At 61.4% G+C, this 17,471-nt stretch carries 21 protein-coding genes; 11 read left to right on the top strand and 10 right to left on the bottom strand.

The features are described 5' to 3' along the window. The first annotated feature begins 6 nt into the window (after positions 1-6). On the top strand, positions 7-705 hold the full coding sequence (locus AC1RMX_RS25960) for an NADPH-dependent F420 reductase (RefSeq protein ID WP_141401806.1): 699 nt from the start codon (positions 7-9) through the stop codon (positions 703-705). Between the two features lie 106 nt (positions 706-811). On the opposite strand, the gene AC1RMX_RS25955 is transcribed toward AC1RMX_RS25960, so the two are convergent. The 3 genes from AC1RMX_RS25955 to AC1RMX_RS25945 are packed head-to-tail and all read right to left on the bottom strand — an operon-like array spanning position 812 to position 3,393. Beyond that, positions 812-1,993 (bottom strand): acetyl-CoA C-acetyltransferase, encoded by a 1,182-nt coding sequence (locus tag AC1RMX_RS25955; RefSeq protein WP_007956270.1) that lies wholly within the window; start codon positions 1,991-1,993, stop codon positions 812-814. Between the two features lie 11 nt (positions 1,994-2,004). Then, complete coding sequence (locus AC1RMX_RS25950) at positions 2,005-2,670, bottom strand: CoA transferase subunit B (RefSeq protein WP_085648845.1); 666 nt, start codon at positions 2,668-2,670, stop codon at positions 2,005-2,007. 24 nt (positions 2,671-2,694) lie between these two features. After that, a complete protein-coding gene (locus AC1RMX_RS25945; RefSeq protein ID WP_085698663.1) occupies positions 2,695-3,393 on the bottom strand; it encodes a CoA transferase subunit A in 699 nt (232 codons plus the stop codon). Between the two features lie 221 nt (positions 3,394-3,614). Here AC1RMX_RS25945 and AC1RMX_RS25940 point away from each other — a divergent pair, with 221 nt between their 5' ends. Continuing rightward, complete coding sequence (locus tag AC1RMX_RS25940; protein ID WP_096822891.1) at positions 3,615-4,493, top strand: LysR family transcriptional regulator; 879 nt, start codon at positions 3,615-3,617, stop codon at positions 4,491-4,493. A gap of 10 nt (positions 4,494-4,503) precedes the next feature. Here the strand turns inward: AC1RMX_RS25940 and AC1RMX_RS25935 are convergent, their stop codons facing one another. From AC1RMX_RS25935 to AC1RMX_RS25925, 3 genes are all read right to left on the bottom strand, one after another. Continuing rightward, a complete protein-coding gene (locus tag AC1RMX_RS25935) occupies positions 4,504-5,346 on the bottom strand; it encodes an NAD-dependent protein deacetylase (RefSeq protein WP_493073466.1) in 843 nt (280 codons plus the stop codon). Between the two features lie 80 nt (positions 5,347-5,426). Then, entirely contained in the window at positions 5,427-6,473 is a 1,047-nt protein-coding gene (locus tag AC1RMX_RS25930; protein WP_096822889.1) for a class I SAM-dependent methyltransferase, read from the bottom strand. Between the two features lie 53 nt (positions 6,474-6,526). Next, positions 6,527-6,793: a DUF3077 domain-containing protein gene (locus tag AC1RMX_RS25925; RefSeq protein WP_493066084.1), complete on the bottom strand. Its 267-nt coding sequence runs from the start codon at positions 6,791-6,793 to the stop codon at positions 6,527-6,529. A gap of 284 nt (positions 6,794-7,077) precedes the next feature. On the opposite strand from AC1RMX_RS25925, the gene AC1RMX_RS25920 reads away from it, so the two are divergent. From AC1RMX_RS25920 to AC1RMX_RS25910, 3 genes are all read left to right on the top strand, one after another. Next, positions 7,078-7,611: a YjaZ family protein gene (locus AC1RMX_RS25920; RefSeq protein ID WP_493073464.1), complete on the top strand. Its 534-nt coding sequence runs from the start codon at positions 7,078-7,080 to the stop codon at positions 7,609-7,611. 359 nt (positions 7,612-7,970) lie between these two features. Continuing rightward, complete coding sequence (locus AC1RMX_RS25915) at positions 7,971-8,810, top strand: HvfB family MNIO-type RiPP peptide maturase (RefSeq protein WP_493073463.1); 840 nt, start codon at positions 7,971-7,973, stop codon at positions 8,808-8,810. Then, on the top strand, positions 8,803-9,552 hold the full coding sequence (locus AC1RMX_RS25910; RefSeq protein ID WP_493073462.1) for an HvfC family RiPP maturation protein: 750 nt from the start codon (positions 8,803-8,805) through the stop codon (positions 9,550-9,552). Before AC1RMX_RS25915 ends, AC1RMX_RS25910 begins: the two co-directional genes overlap by 8 nt. A 55-nt stretch (positions 9,553-9,607) precedes the next feature. Here AC1RMX_RS25910 and AC1RMX_RS25905 read toward each other — a convergent pair whose 3' ends face one another. Next, the gene (locus tag AC1RMX_RS25905; protein ID WP_096822886.1) at positions 9,608-10,915 is read right to left on the bottom strand and encodes a sensor histidine kinase; all 1,308 of its coding nucleotides are present in this window, start codon (positions 10,913-10,915) and stop codon (positions 9,608-9,610) included. After that, complete coding sequence (locus AC1RMX_RS25900; protein WP_085708690.1) at positions 10,912-11,652, bottom strand: response regulator; 741 nt, start codon at positions 11,650-11,652, stop codon at positions 10,912-10,914. Before AC1RMX_RS25900 ends, AC1RMX_RS25905 begins: the two co-directional genes overlap by 4 nt. A gap of 306 nt (positions 11,653-11,958) precedes the next feature. Between AC1RMX_RS25900 and AC1RMX_RS25895 the strand changes: the two genes are divergently transcribed. The 3 genes from AC1RMX_RS25895 (at position 11,959) to AC1RMX_RS25885 (ending at position 13,839) form a co-directional block, all read left to right on the top strand. Next, on the top strand, positions 11,959-12,222 hold the full coding sequence (locus tag AC1RMX_RS25895) for a DUF2790 domain-containing protein (RefSeq protein ID WP_096822885.1): 264 nt from the start codon (positions 11,959-11,961) through the stop codon (positions 12,220-12,222). 27 nt (positions 12,223-12,249) lie between these two features. Further along, entirely contained in the window at positions 12,250-12,546 is a 297-nt protein-coding gene (locus AC1RMX_RS25890) for a hypothetical protein (protein WP_493073461.1), read from the top strand. A 78-nt stretch (positions 12,547-12,624) separates the two neighbouring features. Beyond that, positions 12,625-13,839 carry a cytochrome c biogenesis protein DipZ gene (locus AC1RMX_RS25885; RefSeq protein ID WP_273537831.1) on the top strand — a complete coding sequence of 405 codons (1,215 nt, stop codon included), beginning with the start codon at positions 12,625-12,627 and terminating at the stop codon, positions 13,837-13,839. Positions 13,840-13,857: 18 nt separating this feature from the next. On the opposite strand, the gene AC1RMX_RS25880 is transcribed toward AC1RMX_RS25885, so the two are convergent. Next, positions 13,858-14,319 carry a GNAT family N-acetyltransferase gene (locus tag AC1RMX_RS25880; protein WP_493073460.1) on the bottom strand — a complete coding sequence of 154 codons (462 nt, stop codon included), beginning with the start codon at positions 14,317-14,319 and terminating at the stop codon, positions 13,858-13,860. 225 nt (positions 14,320-14,544) lie between these two features. Between AC1RMX_RS25880 and AC1RMX_RS25875 the strand changes: the two genes are divergently transcribed. Beyond that, positions 14,545-14,817 (top strand): DUF4242 domain-containing protein, encoded by a 273-nt coding sequence (locus AC1RMX_RS25875; RefSeq protein ID WP_102619593.1) that lies wholly within the window; start codon positions 14,545-14,547, stop codon positions 14,815-14,817. 33 nt (positions 14,818-14,850) lie between these two features. Further along, positions 14,851-15,663 carry a class I SAM-dependent methyltransferase gene (locus tag AC1RMX_RS25870; RefSeq protein WP_493073458.1) on the top strand — a complete coding sequence of 271 codons (813 nt, stop codon included), beginning with the start codon at positions 14,851-14,853 and terminating at the stop codon, positions 15,661-15,663. A gap of 45 nt (positions 15,664-15,708) precedes the next feature. Here AC1RMX_RS25870 and pcsA read toward each other — a convergent pair whose 3' ends face one another. Beyond that, complete coding sequence (gene pcsA, locus AC1RMX_RS25865; protein ID WP_096822879.1) at positions 15,709-16,431, bottom strand: phosphatidylcholine synthase; 723 nt, start codon at positions 16,429-16,431, stop codon at positions 15,709-15,711. Positions 16,432-16,690: 259 nt separating this feature from the next. On the opposite strand from pcsA, the gene AC1RMX_RS25860 reads away from it, so the two are divergent. Continuing rightward, on the top strand, positions 16,691-17,434 hold the full coding sequence (locus AC1RMX_RS25860) for a tellurite resistance TerB family protein (RefSeq protein ID WP_493073456.1): 744 nt from the start codon (positions 16,691-16,693) through the stop codon (positions 17,432-17,434). Positions 17,435-17,471 lie beyond the last annotated feature (37 nt).

Below are 17,471 nucleotides of genomic sequence, written 5' to 3'. Positions count from 1 at the left end.
ATAGTGATGCTTGAAGATCATTCAAGGCATTACCGGCTAATCAAGTGGGAATGGCAAGCGCAAGATTGGTTTCGAGTCTTACCAATCTTTCTGGAGAACACCATGAGCACTATCGGAATCATCGGCGCTGGCGCCATCGGTTCAGCGTTTGCCAAAGCCTTGTCGCGTCAGGGCATCCCGTTGGTCATCGCCAACAGTCGCGGGCCGGAGACCTTGTCCGGACTGGTCGCGGAACTCGGCCCGACCGCCCGCGCCGTTACCCGTGAAGAAGCCGCTACCCAGGACATCGTGCTGGTCGCAGTGAACTGGTCGAAACTGCCGACGGCGCTGGCCGGGCTGCCGGATTTCGGCGGGCGGATCGTGATCGACGCCAACAACTCGATTGAAGCGCCGTCGTTCAAACCGGTGGATTTGCAGGGGCGGCCGTCCAGCGAAGTGTTCGCTGAGTGGGTGCCGGGTGCGCGGGTGGTCAAGGCGTTCAACCATCTGCTGGCGCGTTTGCTGGAAGCGGATCCGGCGTCGGAGGGTGGCAAGCGCGTGTTGTTTCTGTCCGGGGATGATGCGCAGGCCAAGGCTGAAGTGGGCGCGCTGATCGATCAGCTTGGCTTCTTCGGGATCGACCTGGGCGAGTTGAGCGTGGGCGCGCGACTGGTGCAGTTCCCGGGCGGGCCGTTGCCGGTGCTGAATCTGGTGAAGTTCGCCTGACGGCCGGGCAAAAAAATACCCGGTGCGACGTGAGTCGTACCGGGTTTGTTGCCAACAGGCAGTGGATGTCGTGGATCCGCCACCCGCTGTTGAACCTCTTTTGCGCTTAAGCGCGTTCCAGCGCCAGGGCCACGCCTTGACCGCCGCCGATGCACAGGGTCGCCAGACCCTTTTTCGCATCACGCTTGATCATTTCGTGCAGCAGGGTCACCAGCACACGGCAGCCTGATGCACCGATCGGGTGACCGAGGGCGATGGCGCCGCCGTTGACGTTGACCTTGTCCAGATCCCATTGCAGATCTTTGGCCACTGCCAGCGATTGCGCGGCGAAGGCTTCGTTGGCTTCGATCAGGTCGAGCTGGCCGATGCTCCAGCCCGCCTTGTCCAGGCAACGGCGGGTGGCCGACACCGGGCCGATGCCCATGATCGCCGGGTCGACGCCGGCATTGGCGTAAGCGGCGATTTTCGCCAGTACCGGCAGGCCCAGGGCCTTGGCTTTTTCGGCGCTCATCAGAATGACCGCAGCCGCGCCATCGTTCAGCGACGAAGCGTTGCCGGCGGTGACGCTGCCGTCCTTCTTGAAGGCCGGACGCAGTTTGGCCAGGGATTCGGCGGTGGTGTCGCCGCGTGGCTGCTCGTCGACCTTGAACGCCACCGGATCGCCTTTGCGCTGCGGGATCAGGATCGGGGTGATTTCATCGACAAAGCGACCGGCCTCGATGGCGGCGGCGGCTTTCTGTTGCGAAGCAGCGGCGAAGGCGTCCTGCTGTTCGCGGCTGATCTCGTATTTCTCGACCAGGTTCTCGGCGGTGATACCCATGTGGTAATCGTTGAACGCATCCCACAGGCCATCGCTGATCATGGTGTCGACGATTTGCGCGTGACCCATGCGCAGACCGGTGCGCGCGCCGGGCATGACGTAGTTGGCGAGGCTCATGTTTTCCTGGCCGCCGGCGATGATCACGTCAGCGTCGCCGCAACGGATTGCCTGGGCACCGAGGTGCAGGGCCTTGAGGCCCGAGCCGCAGACCTTGTTCAGGGTCATGGCGGGTACGGCGTGGGGCAGGCCGGCCTTGATCGCCGACTGGCGCGCCGGGTTCTGGCCGGCGCCGGCGGTCAGCACCTGGCCCATGATCACTTCATCGACCTGAGCACCGTCCAGACCGGTCTGCTCAAGCAACTGGCGGATGACCGCTGCGCCCAGATCCACGGCGGAGACGGTGGCCAGCGATCCCTGGAAACTGCCGATCGCGGTACGCGTGGCGGCAACAATGACGACGTCTTGCATTTTCGAATTCCTCACTCGGCAGCGAACTGCATTTCCGGTACGTGATCCGGGACGATCAGTTTACCAGCGGTTTTGGCGACGATTTCCTCGACGCTGACGCCAGGTGCGCGTTCCTTGAGGACAAAAGCGCCATTTTCGATTTCCAGGTACGCCAGGTCAGTCAGCACACGCTTGATGCAACCGGCGCCGGTCAGCGGCAGGCTGCATTGGCTCAGCAACTTGGACTCACCGTCCTTGGACGCGTGGGTCATGATGACGATGATGTTGTCGGCGCCGGCCACCAGGTCCATCGCACCGCCCATGCCCTTGACCAGTTTGCCGGGGATCATCCACGAGGCGATGTTGCCTTGCACGTCCACTTCGAAGGCGCCGAGCACGGTCAGGTCGACGTGACCGCCGCGGATCATCGCGAAGGACTCGGCCGAGGAAAAGATCGAAGCGCCGATACGCGCAGTCACGGTTTGTTTGCCGGCGTTGATCATGTCGGCGTCGATGGTGTCTTCAGTCGGAAACGGGCCCATGCCGAGCAGGCCGTTTTCCGATTGCAGCATGACTTCCATGCCTTCGGGGATGTAGTTGGCGACCAGGGTCGGGATGCCGATGCCGAGGTTCACGTAGTAGCCGTCCTGCATTTCGCGGGCGACGCGTTGAGCCATTTGTTCGCGGGAAAGTGCCATGTTCTTGTTCTCCGTCAGCCTGGATTATTTGCGGATGGTGCGTTGTTCGATACGTTTTTCGAATGTGCCGCAAATGACCCGGTCGACGTAGATGCCGGGCGTGTGGATGTGTGCCGGATCCAGTTCGCCGGGTTCGACGATTTCTTCGACTTCGACCACGGTGATCTTGCCGGCGGTGGCGGCCAGCGGGTTGAAGTTCTGGGCGGTGTGGCGGTAGATGACGTTGCCGAAGTGGTCGGCTTTCCAGCCTTTGACGATGGCGAAGTCGCCGGTGATGGACTCTTCCATCAGGTACTTGCGACCGTGGAATTCACGCACTTCCTTGCCTTCGGCGACCGGGGTGCCGACGCCGGTGGCGGTGAAAAACGCAGGGATGCCGGCACCGCCTGCGCGCATTTTTTCGGCGAGGGTGCCTTGCGGGGTCAGGACGACTTCGATGTCGCCTTTGAGCAGTTGCTCTTCGAACAGTTTGTTTTCGCCCACGTAGGAGGCGACCACTTTTCTGATCTGGCGATCGGTCAGCAGCACGCCGAGGCCGAAGCCATCAACGCCGCAGTTGTTGGAGACGACGGTGAGGTCGCGGGTGCCTTTGCGCTTGATCTCGGCGATCAGGTTTTCCGGAATGCCGCACAGGCCGAAGCCGCCGGCGATCACGGTCATGCCGTCTTCAAGGCCTGCCATGGCTTCCTCGTAGGAATACACGCGCTTGTCGAAACCTGCCATATGCACCTCTTTTATTGTTTGTCGGGCGGCTGGCTAGCCGAATGGTTGGAGTGTCTCGCCGGGGGATATATTTGTTAAGTTGATTTTTAAGGTTGATTGATTGATAAAGCTCAACAATGGACTTGGTTCTCTGTTCCCACGCAGGAGCGTTGGAGCGATCAAGAAATGCTCGCCGTCGTCGGCGGGCGGATGTACAGCTTAGCCGTTGGAGCGACACGACCATGACCATCAAGCAGATGCGCGCCTTTCTCGCCGTGGCCCAGAGCCTGAGCTTTGCCGTGGCCTGTGAGCGTCTGCACCTGTCGCAATCGGCGCTGAGCCTGACCATCAAGGCGCTGGAGGAGGGGCTGGGCGGGCGTCTGTTCAGCCGCAATACGCGCAACGTGGCGCTGACCCCTGAAGGGGAATCGCTGCTGCCGCTGGCCCGGCGCCTGATCGCCGACTGGGACAACGCCGAAGACGAAATGCGCCAGCGCTTCAGCCTGCAACGGGGGCGAGTGACGCTGGCGGCGATGCCGTCGTTTGCCGGCAACCTGCTGCCGCCGATCCTCAAGACCTTCCGTGCGCGCTATCCGAACGTCAACGTGACGGTCAACGACGTGATCAACGAGCAAGTGCTGGAAATGGTCCGAGATCGTCAGGTCGAACTCGGCGTGGCGTTCGAGCCGATGCAGAACACGTCGCTGACCTTCACGCCGCTTTACAGGGATCGCTTCGTCGCGGTGGTGCCACAGGATTCGCCGCTGGCCCAGCGCACCGACATCGACTGGCAGACCTTGCTGCAGGAACCGTTCATTACCCTGCAACGACCGTCCACGGTGCGGGTGATGCTTGAGGAACACTTGCAGGCCCGGGGCATGAAACTGCCGGTGGAGTTTGAAAGCCATCAACTGGCGACGGTCGGGCGAATGGTCGCCAGCGGGCTGGGTGTCAGTGCGGTGCCGGCGTTGTGCGCCGAGCAGATGCGTGAGCTGGGCGCGCGGTGTCTCACGTTGCATGAGCCGGTGGTGGAGCGGGCGATTGGCGTGTTGACGGATTCCGGGAATGAATTGTCGGCGGCGGCGCAGGCGCTTTTTGACATTCTCAAGGCTGAACACTGACCCTCGGAGGTCACGAAGTCAGGCGTTGTGTCAGAAGTGGCAATAGCTGTTCGCAGGACGCTTCAATCTTCAAATCCAGCAACTCATCCGCCCGCGTCTTGCCCAGATTGATCGCAATCAGCGGCTTGCCCCGATCCGCAATCACCCGGCACAGACGAAACGCCGAATACGCCATCAACGACGAGCCGACCACCAGCATCCCGGCTGCATTTTCCGCTGCTGCCATGGCCCGTGCCGCCGTGGGCTGCGCTACGTTCTCGCCAAAAAACACCACGTCCGGCTTCATCCGCTCGCCTTCGCAATGCGGACAATGCGGCACCTGGAAACGTGCCTCGAAGGCCGGGTCGAGCAGGGTATCGCCGTCCGGCGCCTGCACGGCGTCGACACCCGCCAGATACGGGTTCTGCGTTTCCATCAATTGCTGTATCGAATCCCGCTCGCTGCGCTGACCGCAATCCAGGCACAACACCCGATGCAGGCTGCCGTGCAGTTCGATGACGTCGTGGCTGCCGGCCTGATCGTGCAAGGTGTCGACATTCTGGGTGATCAGGCCGCCGATCCGGCCGTGGCTTTGCAGGCTGGCCAGTGCTTCATGAGCCGCGTTCGGTTGCGCCTGACGCACACGGGGCCAGCCGAGCATCGCCCGGGCCCAGTAGCGGCGGCGTGATTCGGGTGCCGACAGAAACTCCTGATACATCATCGGCTGTCGGCCCCGGCGCACGCCGTTGGTATCGCGGTAGTCCGGGATGCCCGACGGCGTGCTGATCCCGGCGCCGGTCAGCACCACGAAATCGCCGTCGGCCATGGTCTGTTGCAGGTAATCGAGATGTTCGTGGAGGGGGCGGTCGAGCATGGTCAGCGCTCCGCAGGCTGTGAGTGCCTTGCAGGTTAGCACTGTCGGGCGCCTCTTAAAGAGGCGCCCGGTGCCGACGTTTACTTGCGAGCCTCCAGAATCAGGTTGAACGGCGTCTGCGTCGCCCGCCGGAACTGCTTGAACCCGGCTTCGCTGAACACTTTGCGCAAGCGCATCTCGCCAGCCTGCGCACCGAGCCCCAGGCCCACTTCCTGGGACAGAGAGTTCGGTGTGCAAATGAACGTCGATGCTGCATAGAACAGCCGCCCGACCGGGTTGATATTGTCGTCCAGCGTGTCGTTGGCAAAGGGCTCAACCAGCAACACCGTGCCGTCGTCCTTCAGGCAATCGTAGGCATGTCGCGCCGCGCCGACCGGGTCGCCCATGTCGTGCAGGCAGTCGAAATAGCAGATCAGGTCGTAGTCGTCGCCGGGAAAGCTTTTCGCCGTGCCCTGGAAAAACTTCGCGCGGCTGCTGACGCCGCCTTCTTCAGCACGCTGGGTGGCAACGGTGACCGAAGGTGCGTGGTAGTCGAATCCGACGAAACGCGAGTTGGGATAGGCCTGGGCCATGATCACCGTGGAAGCACCATGACCACAGCCGACATCGGCGACCTTGGCGCCTTCTTCGAGTTTGGCCACAACGCCCTCCAGCGCCGGCAGCCATTCGGCAATCAAATGTCCTTTGTAGCCGGGGCGGAAGAACCGTTCAGTGCCGGTGAACATGCACGGATGGTGATCACCCCAGGGCAGGGCGCCATTGCCGCGCATGGCTTTGACCAGTTTGTCCTTGTCGTGGAAAAACGACGCCACTACGCCGAGCCCGCCGGCCACGTAGACCGGCGAATCTTCCTTGGCCAGGGCCATCGCCTGTTCTTCCGGCAGGCGGAATTTGCCGTCCAGGTGTTCCATGTAGCCCGACGCCGCGTGGGCGCTCAGCCATTCGCGGACCAGCCGGGAGTTGCAGGCGGTTTTTTCGGCGAGGGTTTCCGGGGAGATCGGTTGGCTGTCGGCCATGGCTTTGTACAAGCCAAGTTCTTCGCCGACGATGACATTGGCCAGCATCGCCGCGCCGCCCATGTCGTTGACCAGTTTGCCCATGAACTCGTTGAGTCTGGCCTCGTCCATGTCATGTGCTCCTGTTAAGGATCACAGTCCGGTGGTGTTGGGGGTCGAGGCATTCACCACCGGGCGGTGGTCGTGGAAACGGGCAGGGCGCCGATAGCGGCCTGCGTCCCCCTCGACTGGGTAATGTTTGAGTCTAGCCGCTGTTGGCGCCGGTGGGAGCGGGCTGCGTGGATTTCGAGGCTTGTATCGTTGTATGTCGCGACGGTGCGTGGATACGCTTTAACAAGGCCCAGCAGATCGGAAGCCTGTTCCAGCGCTTTTTTGACAGGGACGCCAGCGCTGAAAGAGAGGCCAGCAAGACGACGCCTGCTGAAAAGCACGATAGGCGCATTTCCTCACGTAACACGCAGATTTTGCCTACAACTTCGACGTGACTCTATCCCATATTCTTAATCGACTCGGTCGAGGCAAGGACTTTTGAGTGCTGAAGTCTTTGTTTATCTGTGAAGTCCGAAGCCACTTCCTCGCACAGGCTGATCGAATCCGCCGAGAAATCATCCCCGCTAAAAGCCATGAACTCTGTCGTCTGCCGGTTACTCACCGATAGTGCACGCGAGCCGAAGCGCAGAAATAAAATGATGCATTGGATGCAACGGAGAGCGAATTGACCGCCTACTTTCCACCGCTGTGCATAGGCGGATCGACGTACAACCTTTCTCATCTCGAACCCTTTACGTTCACGATTCAGAGTCAATTGGCGAAGCGTGATTTACGCGTGCATGTCACTTTTTCGAATCATTGTTTCAGCAAGGGATACGATCAAGACTTACATCCGGCTGGGGAGCCAATCCTGTTCGACCATGCCCAGCGGCAGCGTAGCTTTTGCATGACCCGTTACCGCCTTTCACTGTCACTGCCGCCGGTGATCAAGGGATTGAATCATCCCCAGGCGAAAGTTAGTGAAACGGCGGCAATGCGAAACTGGGCGTACTCCATCATGATTGAGGATCCGAGCGGGCCCCACCATGTCTTTTTTGAGTTGCGTCGCGCTGCCGAAGAGAAGCTGCAAGATCTCAATCTGGTCGTGGAAAGCGCTTACCACCAGACTGAAAAGCCGCCCAGGCTGTTCGGGAAAATGGGATTTATGCTGCTGTGCGGTAAGGTCTACCTTCGTCAACCGACCTCCACCAAACGCTGACACCAGAAACGAAAAAAGGCGCCAAAGGCGCCTTTTTCGATTCGGTAAAGCAGATCCAGACACCACTTACGAACCGCCTTGCGCGGTTACAGCTCTCGCTGCTGGGAAGCGCTCAATCTCATCTGGTCAGTCGCTTCGATGGGGGCAAAGCTAACGAAAACTGGCGGATACGTCAATGAATTCGTAACTCGTCGTTCACGAAGAAGTCAGCGGGTTCTGTATCACATTGTGTACAGGCTCGCCGCCGATACAAAACTCGCCATTTCCCGCGCATTGCCCACACAGCGGCGATACACCCACCGGTTTAACTGAGTCTGTCAGTCGCCACGCCCGGCGGCTCTTTTGCAGAGATCTTGCCCATGCAGATTCCCCAACCCACCTTGCAGGCCAGCGTCGGGCTCGGCTTGCGTCGCGGCTTGATGAAGGATCTTCAAGCCGCCCGCACCGGCGATTTCGACTTTCTCGAAGTCGCCCCGGAAAACTGGATCGGCGTCGGCGGTGCCCACGGTGCCGCGCTGCGTGAACTGGCCGAGCGTTATCCGTTGTCCTGCCACGGTTTGTCGTTGTCGCTCGGCGGTTCGGCGCCGCTGGACGTCGACTTCCTTCGGGAAGTCCGGGTGTTTCTCGATCATTACAACGTGCCGCTGTACAGCGAACACTTGAGCTATTGCAGCGACGACGGCCATCTCTACGATCTGTTGCCATTGCCGTTCACCGAAGAAGCCGTGCGCCACGTGGCTGCGCGGATTCGTCAGGCCCAGGACATCCTCGGCCGGCGTCTGGCAGTGGAAAACGTTTCCTATTACGCCGCGCCCCGGCAGGACATGGACGAGGTCACCTTCACCAACGCTGTGCTGCGCGAGGCCGATTGCGACCTGCTGCTGGACGTCAATAACGTCTACGTCAACTCGATCAACCACGGTTTTGATCCGCAGACGTTTCTGACCGGGATCGAGTCGGGGCGAGTGGTCGGGATGCACGTGGCCGGGCATTTCGACGAGTCCGATACGCTGAAGATCGACACCCACGGCGCGTCGGTGAAACCTGTGGTCTGGTCGCTGCTGGCAGACGCCTACGCACGCTTTGGTGCCCAGCCGACCCTGCTCGAACGCGACTTCAACTTCCCGGCCTTCTCCGAGTTGGTGGCGGAGTTGCAGACCATTCGCCGCTTGCAGAATCAGGGAGGCCAACGTGGATAACCTTGAGCAGCAACAACGGGCCCTGACTCGCTACCTGCGCGATCCCGAGAACGAGACGCCCCCGGCCGCCATGAACGCGGCGCGGGTCAACGTTTATCGCGACCTGGTGTTCAACAATGTCTCGCAATTGTTGGGTGGGACCTTTCCCGTGCTGATCCGGATCATCGGCGATCAGCGCTGGCGCACCCTGATTCGCGGCTTTCTGCGGGACTACCGCGCGCAGACGCCGAAATTCGGTGAGATCGCCGAGGAGTTTGTCGGTTATCTCGCCTCGGAACCCGCCGTATTGAGCGCGGGCGAGTGGCCGGCGTTTCTGGTGGAGCTGGCGCATTACGAGTGGGTGGAAATGGTGTTGCAGCAGTCCGACGCCGAGCCATTGTCGGCAAGTGATCCCGCGTTGCTGGTGGAGCGGCCATTGCAGGTTTCGGCGCTGGCATGGCCATTGGCGTATGTGTGGCCGGTGCAAGTCCTCAGTCCGGATCATCAGCCGTCTACACCACCGGCCCAGCCAACCTTGTTGCTGGTACGGCGTGCGGTGGATTTCAGTGTGAAGTTTTCCGAGCTGAGCCCGTTGGCCTGGCGTTTGTTGCAGCGCATTGGCGAGTTCCCTGCGTTGAACGGTCGTGAGCAACTGGAAGGGCTGGCGATGGAGGCCGGGTTGCCGGGAACTGCTTCGTTCATGGACAGTGGTTTAGCGTTGTTGCAACAGATGCATGAGGACGGCGTGATCGGAATCCACTGATCCCACAAACAAAAAAAGACCCGGGGAGCCATCGTGCTCCCCGGGTCTTTTTGTTTCAGGCCTGAAGCGGTAACTTCAGCTCCGCACACAACCCGCCACCGTCACGGTTGCTCAAATTCAGCGACCCACCGAGTGCCATCGCCAATTGTTGTGCGATGGCCAGGCCCAGCCCCGTGCCGCCAGTGCTGCGGTTGCGCGAATTTTCCACGCGGTAGAACGGCTCCATCACCTGGGCCAGTTCGTCTTCGGCGATGCCCGGCCCGCGATCCATGACTTTGATCGACAGTTCGGTGTGTTTGCGCTCGACGTGCAGTTCGGCAGCGCCGGCGAATTTCAGTGCGTTGTCGGTCAGGTTGACCAGCACGCGGCGCAGGGCGTGGGGGCGGGTGTCGATGACGGCATCGCTCTTGCCGCTCAATTGCACTTCTTTGCCCATGTCCTGATAGTCGAACACCAGGCTGTCGAGGAATGAATCCAGATTGGTGCGCCGACTTTCTTCGGTCGAGCCGTGGATGCTGCGCGCATAGGCCACGCCTTCACGCACCAGATGCTCCATCTCGCCAAGGTCGTTCCACAGTTTGTCCTTTTCCGCCGAATCGTCCATGAACTCCGCGCGCAGTTTCATCCGGGTGATCGGGGTTTGCAGGTCGTGGGAAATCGCCGCCAGCAATTGCATGCGTTCCTTCAGGTACGCGGCGATGCGCGCCTGCATGGTGTTGAACGCACGGGCGGCGTAGGCCACTTCGTTCGGGCCTTTTTCGTCGAGATTGATCGGGTGGGCGTTGGGGTCGAGGGTTTCCACCGCGTTGGCCAGGCGGGTGAGCGGGCGAATGGCGATGCGAACTGCCAGCCAGGTGCAGGCGATCATCAGCGCCAGTTGTCCGAGCAGCACCACGGGTAACCACGGCGACAGCGGCACCATCGAAGGTCGCACATCGATGGTCACCGGGCTGCCGTCGCTCAAGCGCAGGTGGCCCTGAAAGTGCTTTTTCGGCCCGGGAATGTCGGTGAAGGTCAGCGGGTAGGCTTCGCCGATGGCATCGGTGATCGAGGTGACGGCAATCGGCACGTCGCCCGGGCCGATCGGCGTACCCGGTTCGCCTTCGCTCAACAGGTAACCGTAGTTGTTCCGGGCCAGGCGTTCGAGCCACATCGGGCGTTCGTCGGCGGGCAGGCGGTCGAGGATCGCGATCGAGGTCGAGACGTCGGTTTCCAGGTTGCCGAGCATGGTGTTCTTCGCGCTTTCATAGCGCTCGTAATACTGCGCACCGAACGACAGCGCCTGCGCCAACAGCAAACCGATCAGGAAAATCAGCGACAACCGTGAGGCCAGGGTACGCGGCCAGTGCAGGGCAAACGTCATGCGGGGGCTCCGAGGATTTCGACCGGTAGCGAGAACACATAACCTTCACTGCGCACGGTCTTGATGTAGGCCGGTTCGCGGGCATCGTCCAGCAGGCGCTGGCGCAAACGGCTGACCAGCAGATCGATGGAGCGGTCGAACAGATCGGCGTCGCGGCCCTGGGTCAGGTTGAGCAACTGATCGCGGCTCAACACCCGTTGCGGATGATCGAGGAACACCCGCAGCAAGCGATATTCCGCACCGCTCAGGGCGACCATGGTGCCGTCGGTGTCCAGCAGATGCCGGGCCGAGGTGTCGAGCTGCCAGCGACCGAACGCCAGCAAGCGGCCGCTTTCGGTAACCACCAGGTTGGGCGGCAGCATCCGTGTACGGCGCAGTACCGCGTTGATCCGCGCCAGCAGTTCACGGGCGGCGAAAGGCTTGGTCAGGTAATCGTCGGCGCCCATTTCCAGGCCGATGATGCGGTCGGTTTCGTCATTGCGGGCGGTGAGCATCAGGACCGGCGTGGCCTTGTGTTTGCCGGCGCGCAATTCGCGGCACAGCAGCAGGCCGTCATCGCCCGGCATCATGATGTCGAGCACGATCAGGTCGACGGTGTTGGCTTCCAGGAAACTGCGCATCTGCCGGCCATCGGCGACCACGGTGGTGCGCAGGCCATTCTTCTTCAGGTAATTGCCAACCAGTTCGCGAATCTCGCGGTCGTCGTCGACGATGAGAATGTGATCGACATGATCCATGGAGCCAAACCTCTATCAAGGGGGGAATGTCTCGCAGTCTATAGAGCCCGCGCGGGCTCGCCTGCCTGCCTTTGTATTGCAGTGTATCCGGCGCAACGACGGATACACGGGGACGCAAAAACACGATTTTTTCAGGGTTTTGTATCGCTGTGTATCCCCCGGCGGGCGAGATACGTAGCGATTTATACCTGCCGTTTCCCGACACAGACGGGATACCTCGCGAGCCTTAAATGAGCTCCATCGAGGCACACCACAGCGCCTCGGCTCAATCAACGACCTACCCATTGAAGCCTTGAGGAAATCGCCATGAACAACAAATCCGTAATCGCCGCCTGCCTGTTTGCTGCCCTGAACATCTGCACCCTGTCGGCCCGCGCCGAAGCGGTTGCCGCTCCGCAAACCTACACCTACGGCACGCATCTGGACATCCAGAAAGTGATCTCGATGAAAGAGGACAAATCGATGACCTGCGGCATCGTCGACGCCCGCATGACTTACCTCGATTCGGCCGGTCAGACCCGCGTTCTCGACTACAGCAAATTTGCCGACGGCTGCGACAACCAGAACTGATCCGCCCCCAGTTAAAGGAAGACCGCCATGAACAACGTATCGCGTTTCTTGACCGCCATTGCCTTCTCGTTTGCTGGTGTTGCGGCGCACGCCAACAGTGCCGTCGAACAGAATAGCTGCGCCGGCAGCACCTGCTTTCAACTGAGCCCGTTGGCCAAGCAGGGCAGCGATGCCTTGATCGCCGCCGACGGCGCCAGCCACACGCCGCAAGGACAGATGGTTGCAGCGGACGGCTCCAGTCATACCCCGCAAGGCCAGACGGTGGCCGAAAACGGCGCCAGCCGAACCCCGCAGAGCCAATGGCTGGACAGCCAGGCCGCTTAAGCCCCCGAGCGTGTCTGTCGGTCATTGGCAGACACCTGTTTTATCGGCAGACCGCCCATCCTTCAAGAGGTGAACCTCATGTTCCTTATCGCTTTCCTGGGCGGTCTGTTGACTGTCCTCAGCCCCTGCATCCTGCCGGTGGTGCCGTTCCTGTTTGCGGGCGTCGACCGCAGCCGTTCTTCGATCCTGCTGACCCTCGGCGGCATGGCCCTGACCTTCGCGGCGATTTCGAGCCTTGCGGTGGTCAGCAGCGAGTGGGTGATTCAGGCCAACAACACCGGTCGGCACATCGCCCTGGTGGTGATGGTGCTGTTCGCTTTGTCGCTGATTTCCGCGCGCATTGGTGACTGGCTGGCGCGGCCGTTTGTATTGCTCGGCAATCGTCTCGATCCGGACACCCGGCAGAAGGCCGGCCCCATGGGCTCGATCATGATCGGCGTTGCCACGGGCCTGTTGTGGGCGCCGTGTGCCGGCCCGATCCTCGGCGTGATCCTCACCGGCGCCATGCTGCAAGGTGCCAATGCGCAGACCAGCCTGTTGCTGCTGGCCTACGGTGCGGGCAGTGCGTTGTCGCTGGGGACGCTGATCTTCGCCGGTCGCGGCCTGGTCAACCGGTTGAAACCGTCGATCCCGTTCACCGGCTGGTTCCGGCGCGGGGCGGGTGTTGCGGTGTTGGCGGCCGCTGCCGTGATTTCCACCGGCGCGGATAAAACCCTGCTGGCCGGCACCTCGTCCGAAGGCGTCGCCAGCGTCGAGAAAAACGTCTTGGAAAACGCGCCGAAAGTGGTCGACTACTTCATCAGCAAAGTGCGGGCGGACTCGACGGCGGAGGAGCAGGGCAAAGGCGCGATGCCGTCTCTGACCGGCGCAGTGCAATGGCTGAACTCTCCGGAACTGAGCGCCGAATCCCTGCGTGGCAAAGTGGTGCTGGTGGACTTCTGGACCTACGACTGCATCAACTGCCAGCACACGCTGCCATACGTGAAGGACTGGGAGAAAAAGTACGGCAAGGACGGCCTTGTGGTGATTGGCGTGCACACCCCGGAATACGGTTACGAGCGGATCATCGACAACGTCAAGGATCAGGTGAAGAAACTCGGCATCACCTACCCGGTGGCCATCGACAACAACTACGCGATCTGGCGCAACTTCGACAATCAGTACTGGCCGGCGCACTACCTGATCGACGCCAAGGGCCAGGTGCGTTACACCCACTTTGGCGAGGGGCGTTATGAAGCGCAGGAGCAGATGATTCAACAGCTGCTGAAAGAGGCCAAGGCGCCTGCAGCCTGAACCGCGAACATCAATGGCTCACAGGTCGCGCACCATGAGCCATTGTTCGTTGTCCCAGGCCTGAAAACTCTCCAGCACTGTCCAGCCGCGTTTTGCGTAGTAGTCCTGTTTGTTTTGCGTATGCAGGTAGAAACGCGGCAGGCCTTGTTTCTTTGCTTGCTCGGCAATCCCTTCGATCAACTTTTCTGCCAGCCCCTGACCGCGAGATTCGGGGCTGACCAGCACGCAGGCCAGCCAAGGCTCCAGATCCGGTCGTTGCGCAAGATCTGCACGAGCCAGTGCCGCGCCACCCAGCAAGTGCTCGCCGTCCAGTGCGATCAGGCAGCGCCAATCACCATTGGTTTGCCCTTCGGCAAATTCCCGCTGCCATTCGGCCAATGGTTGATGGGCATATTCGTAGTGAAACTGGCGGTGGATCCACTCGGCGTAAGTGTCGCTGTGCTGCATGTGGTCGGCGAGCCATTCGAGGCGCAAGGACATGGTCGGATTCCGTTCTCGGGTCGGGAGCGCATGAGAGCCGATCCGCTCGCGCATTGGCAACCCCCGGCAGTGTTTCGGGACCTTTACAAAATCCCGCCATTCATCGGCGAAAGCCCGGTTTACGGGCTCTTTAGACGATTGGAGGGGACGCCGGGCGGCCTCGGCGCGATAGTGGTGGAGCAGGGTGATGTGAACCCTGTCACACATAAGAAAAGCGAGGTTGCCATGCCGAAATTCGTGATTGAACGCGAGATTCCAGGGGCCGGAAAGCTGTCGGAGCAAGAACTCAAAGCAGTGTCGCAAACGTCCTGCAACGTGCTGCGTGAACTCGGGCCGGAGGTGCAGTGGCTGCAGAGTTACGTCACTGCCGACAAGATTTACTGCGTGTACATCGCACCCAACGAAGAGCTGGTGCGCGAACACGCCCGGCAAGGGGGATTCCCGGCCAACAGCGTGTCCCGGGTGACGACCATCATCGACCCGACGACCGCCGAGTGACGCCTGATCCAACCTGTCGTGGAGCACCTGTTCATGAGTACCCCCGTTGATCTCACTGCCCTGAAGGAACGCCAGAAAGTCGCCTGGGCCAGCGGCGACTACGCCGTGATCGGCACCACCCTGCAGATCGTCGGCGAAACCCTTGCCGAAGCCTGCGACCTGCGTTGCGACGAAGAAGTGCTGGACGTCGCCGCCGGCAATGGCAATGCCACGCTGGCGGCGGCACGCCGTGGTTGTCTGGTGACGTCCACCGACTATGTCGCGGCGCTGCTGGAACGCGGCCAGGACCGGGCGCGAGCCGAACACCTGGACGTGACCTTTCAGGTGGCCGACGCCGAAGCGCTGCCGTTCGCCGATTCCAGTTTCGATGCGGTGCTGTCGACTTTCGGTGTGATGTTCGCACCGGATCAGACCAAGGCTGCGAAGGAGTTGGCGCGCGTCTGTCGCCGTGGCGGGCGGATCGGTCTGGCCAACTGGACGCCGGAAGGCTTCGTCGGCCAGATGTTCAAGACCCTTGGCCGCCATTTGCCACCGCCACCCGGCGCGCAGCCCCCGTCGAACTGGGGCGCGGAAGCCTGGTTGCATTCGCAGTTCGATGATCGCCAGTTCCAGGTGCAGGTGACTCGTCGTCACTTCAACTTCCGCTATCGCTCGGCGGCGCACTTCATCGACATCTTCCGCCACTGGTACGGGCCGGTGCACAAGGCGTTTGCGGCGTTGCCGCCGGAGAGCGGGCAGGCGCTGGAAGGCGATCTGACGCAATTGATCGACGGGCTGAACCGGGCAGAACCGGAATCGATGGTGGTGCCCAGTGAGTATCTGGAGGTGGTGATTACCAAACGCTGAGCGCAAACCCGTGTGGGAGCGAGCCTGCTCGCTCCCACGGGATTTCTATTTCAGGTGCGAAGCATCAAACCACTCCAGCGCCGTGCGCCAGATGCAGATGCCGAGAAAGTACGCCGACGCGAGCAACCACAGGCCCATCACCAGTGGATTGATCACCGGGTGGTTGATCACCAGCGACAGACTGCACAGCAACCAGATCGCCGTCACCGCGATATTGATCGGCATGAAGCGGCGTACGCGGAACGGGTGCAGGAATTTCATCCGGGTGATGGTCAGCAAGGCCAGGCCGATCACGGTCAGGAAGGTGATCCACGGCCCCGGGCCGATGATGTACAGGCACAGCGCGACCACGTTCCACGCGGCGGGGAAACCGACAAAATAGTTGTCCTTGCTCTTCATGTTGACGTTGCAGAAGCAGAACAGCGACGACACCAGAATCAGCGACACCGTCAGCAGCAGCGTGTAGTCGGGCAGGGGAATGTAGCGATAGATGAACAGTGCTGGAATGAACACGTAGGTCAGGTAATCGATCACCAGATCGAGGATCGACCCGTCGAAACTCGGCAGCACCGACTGCACGTTGACCTTGCGCGCCAGCGCGCCGTCGAGGCCGTCGACGATCAGCGCCACACCCAGCCACATCAGGCAGTGGGTCGGCTGGTTTTCCAGCAGGGCGAGGGTGGCCAGAAAGGCAGTGACCACGCCAGTCGCGGTGAAACCATGGGCGCCCCAGGCCTTGAGCCTGGCGATGTGGACGGTCGATATCACAGGGGCGTTCTCCAGAAAGTGAAGCGAGCCGGGTATCACGCTTGATTGACAAGGGTGGCGGCCAACCGGGTCGGGTTTGCAGCTATCGACCGGTCGGGCCGGGATAAGGTTCACCCTTCATGAATCTTAGCTGGCCGGGAAAAATTTTCGACGCCGAAATCGCTTCCCTGCAGTAGCGTCAGCCAAACGGTGCTGGCGCAACGCGTGCGGAGGTCTATCGTTGCCTGACGCTGTTACGCCTTTGCCTGAGGACGATGTCATGAACACCAGTGATCTGCTCGAACAACTGCTGCGAGGCCAGGCCTCGGCGGGACAACAAAGTGGCGCTTCGGCCGGCGATGGCCTGGGCGGGCTCGGCGGTTTGCTGGGTGGCCTGCTGGGCGGCGGCGGTAACAGCGGCGGCGGTTCGCCTGCCGGTGGATTGGGTGGCCTGGGCGGGCTGCTCGGCGGATTGCTCGGTGGCGGAGCCTTGGGCGGTGGGGCGCTTGGCGGCGGTACGCAGAGTCGTTCCGGCGGCACCAACTACGCGGCACTGGCTTCGCTGGGCATGATGGCGTTCCAGGCGTATCAGGCCTGGCAGCGCAGTCAGGCGTCGGCGGCGCCGCAACAAACACCGCAGACCGCAGACCTGCTGGCCGGCCCGCAAGTCGAGGAACACAGTCACGCGGTGCTGCGCGCCCTGATCGCGGCGGCCAAGGCAGACGGCCGGATCGACGATTCGGAAAAACACCTGATCAGCAGCGAAATCGGCCGTCACACCGACGATCCGAACCTGCAGCAATGGCTCGACGCTGAAGTCGCCAAACCGCTGGATGCCAGCGAAGTCGCGCAAGCCGCCAACAACGATCCGGCGGTGGCCGCCGAAATGTATATCGCCAGCGTGATGCTGGTGGATGACCAGCAGGACGCCGAGCGCAATTACCTGGACGAACTGGCGGCGGCATTGCAGATCGACCCTCAGTTGCAGGTGCATCTGGAGCAGCAGGCCAAAGGCACAGCCTGAAACACGTCATCACCCAAGCCCCGGACGTTTCCATCCG

Source organism: Pseudomonas sp. GW822-FHT03F04 (assembly GCF_058801405.1).
The sequence above is the reverse complement of the archived record's forward strand: the minus strand, read 5'-3'. Positions and strand labels throughout refer to the sequence as shown.

Coding starts and splice junctions, on each gene's coding strand:
- AC1RMX_RS25960 (WP_141401806.1), top strand. CDS start 7: ATGCTTGAAGATCATTCAAGGCATTACCGGCTAATCAAGTGGGAATGG.
- AC1RMX_RS25955 (WP_007956270.1), bottom strand. CDS start 1,993: ATGCAAGACGTCGTCATTGTTGCCGCCACGCGTACCGCGATCGGCAGT.
- AC1RMX_RS25950 (WP_085648845.1), bottom strand. CDS start 2,670: ATGGCACTTTCCCGCGAACAAATGGCTCAACGCGTCGCCCGCGAAATG.
- AC1RMX_RS25945 (WP_085698663.1), bottom strand. CDS start 3,393: ATGGCAGGTTTCGACAAGCGCGTGTATTCCTACGAGGAAGCCATGGCA.
- AC1RMX_RS25940 (WP_096822891.1), top strand. CDS start 3,615: ATGACCATCAAGCAGATGCGCGCCTTTCTCGCCGTGGCCCAGAGCCTG.
- AC1RMX_RS25935 (WP_493073466.1), bottom strand. CDS start 5,346: ATGCTCGACCGCCCCCTCCACGAACATCTCGATTACCTGCAACAGACC.
- AC1RMX_RS25930 (WP_096822889.1), bottom strand. CDS start 6,473: ATGGACGAGGCCAGACTCAACGAGTTCATGGGCAAACTGGTCAACGAC.
- AC1RMX_RS25915 (WP_493073463.1), top strand. CDS start 7,971: ATGCAGATTCCCCAACCCACCTTGCAGGCCAGCGTCGGGCTCGGCTTG.
- AC1RMX_RS25905 (WP_096822886.1), bottom strand. CDS start 10,915: ATGACGTTTGCCCTGCACTGGCCGCGTACCCTGGCCTCACGGTTGTCG.
- AC1RMX_RS25900 (WP_085708690.1), bottom strand. CDS start 11,652: ATGGATCATGTCGATCACATTCTCATCGTCGACGACGACCGCGAGATT.
- AC1RMX_RS25895 (WP_096822885.1), top strand. CDS start 11,959: ATGAACAACAAATCCGTAATCGCCGCCTGCCTGTTTGCTGCCCTGAAC.
- AC1RMX_RS25890 (WP_493073461.1), top strand. CDS start 12,250: ATGAACAACGTATCGCGTTTCTTGACCGCCATTGCCTTCTCGTTTGCT.
- AC1RMX_RS25885 (WP_273537831.1), top strand. CDS start 12,625: ATGTTCCTTATCGCTTTCCTGGGCGGTCTGTTGACTGTCCTCAGCCCC.
- AC1RMX_RS25880 (WP_493073460.1), bottom strand. CDS start 14,319: ATGTCCTTGCGCCTCGAATGGCTCGCCGACCACATGCAGCACAGCGAC.
- AC1RMX_RS25875 (WP_102619593.1), top strand. CDS start 14,545: ATGCCGAAATTCGTGATTGAACGCGAGATTCCAGGGGCCGGAAAGCTG.
- AC1RMX_RS25870 (WP_493073458.1), top strand. CDS start 14,851: ATGAGTACCCCCGTTGATCTCACTGCCCTGAAGGAACGCCAGAAAGTC.
- AC1RMX_RS25860 (WP_493073456.1), top strand. CDS start 16,691: ATGAACACCAGTGATCTGCTCGAACAACTGCTGCGAGGCCAGGCCTCG.